Origin of the sequence: Variovorax sp. PvP013, from assembly GCF_050435945.1 — a bacterium.
Lineage (GTDB): Bacteria > Pseudomonadota > Gammaproteobacteria > Burkholderiales > Burkholderiaceae_C > Variovorax.
Window position 1 is genome coordinate 1 of the sequence record NZ_JBNDLF010000026.1, and the last position, 1,444, is coordinate 1,444.

General features: G+C 72.9%; 2 protein-coding genes. Both read left to right on the forward strand.

The genetic code is table 11. The annotated features are described in order from the left end of the window. A partial coding sequence (locus ABID77_RS22570; RefSeq protein ID WP_429600728.1) for a chemoreceptor glutamine deamidase CheD occupies positions 1-396 on the forward strand: 396 nt, incomplete at its 5' end. An 11-nt stretch (positions 397-407) separates the two neighbouring features. Further along, positions 408-1,444 (forward strand): protein-glutamate methylesterase/protein-glutamine glutaminase (locus tag ABID77_RS22575; protein ID WP_429600730.1); only part of this gene is annotated, 1,037 nt, incomplete at its 3' end.

Here is a 1,444-nt window from a genome sequence, read left to right on the forward strand (position 1 = left end):
GGCGGGCGCGACGCCGAGGGCGACTCCGCGCGCTACGGCAGCTACGCCATGGAGGTGCTGATCAACCAGCTCGTCAAGCTCGGCGCGCGGCGCCACCGGCTGGAGGCCAAGGTCTTCGGCGGGGCCAACGTGATCCCGGGCATGCACCAGCTCAACATCGGCCAGCGCAACGCGGACTTCGTCCTCGAGTTCCTCAGGACCGAGCGCATCCCCGTGATCGCCGCCGACCTGGAGGACACCTGCCCGCGCAAGGTGGCCTACTTCCCGCGCACGGGCGTCGTGCGCATGAAGCGCCTGGTGGACGCGGGCTCGCGCGAGATCGTCCAGCGCGAGCAGCGCTACAAGGCGCAGTTCTCCCAGGCGCCGGTGGCCGGCGAGGTCGAGCTCTTCGGATGAACGGGGCGCGCATGAACCCGGACACCCAAGACACCCACCGCACCGCCACCGGCACCGGCAGTCCCCGCAAGAAGATCCGCGTGCTGATCGTGGACGACTCGGCCCTCATCCGCCAGGTGCTCTCGGCCATCGTCAACGCCCAGGCCGACATGGAGGTGGTGGCCACGGCCGCCCATCCGGTGATGGCGCGCGACCTCTTGCGCACCGTGGAGGCCGACGTCATGACCCTGGACGTGGAGATGCCCATGATGAACGGCATCGACTTCCTGCGCCGGCTCATGGCCGCGCGCCCGATGCCGGTGGTGATGGTCTCCACCCTGACCGAGCGCGGCAGCGAGATGACGCTGCAGGCCCTGGAGCTGGGCGCGGTGGACTTCATCTGCAAGCCCAGGCTGGGCGTGGCCCAGGGCCTGCAGGGCTATGCCGAGGACATCTGCGCGAAGCTGCGCGCGGCGGCCACGGCGCGCATGCCGCGGCGCCCGGCGAGCGCGGCGCGCGCGGGCGCGGCCGGCACCGGCACCGGCATCGGCACCGGCGTCGCGCCCCCCGCGAGCTTCGGCCCGGCGCGCGAGCGCCTCATCGTGATCGGCTCGTCCACCGGCGGCACCGAAGCGGTCAAGGAGCTGCTGCTGCGCATGCCGCCCGACGCCCCGCCCATCCTCGTGGCCCAGCACATGCCGGAGAACTTCACGCGCTCCTTCGCCCAGCGCCTGGACACCGTGACGCACTTCCACGTGCGCGAGGCCGAGGACGGCCAGCTCGCGCGCCCGGGCGACGTCTTCATCGCCCCGGGCCACTCCCACCTGCTGGTGCAGCGGCGCGGCGGCGCCTGGCTCACGCGGCTGTCCCAGGCCGACCCCGTCAACCGCCACCGCCCCTCGGTGGACGTGCTGTTCCATTCGGCCGCCCACGCCGCGGGCGCCCAGGCCATCGGCATCATCCTCACGGGCATGGGCCGCGACGGCGCCGCGGGCATGCGCGCCATGCACGACGCCGGCGCCCTCACCTTCGCCCAGGACGAGCACTCCTGCGTGGTCTTCGGCATGCC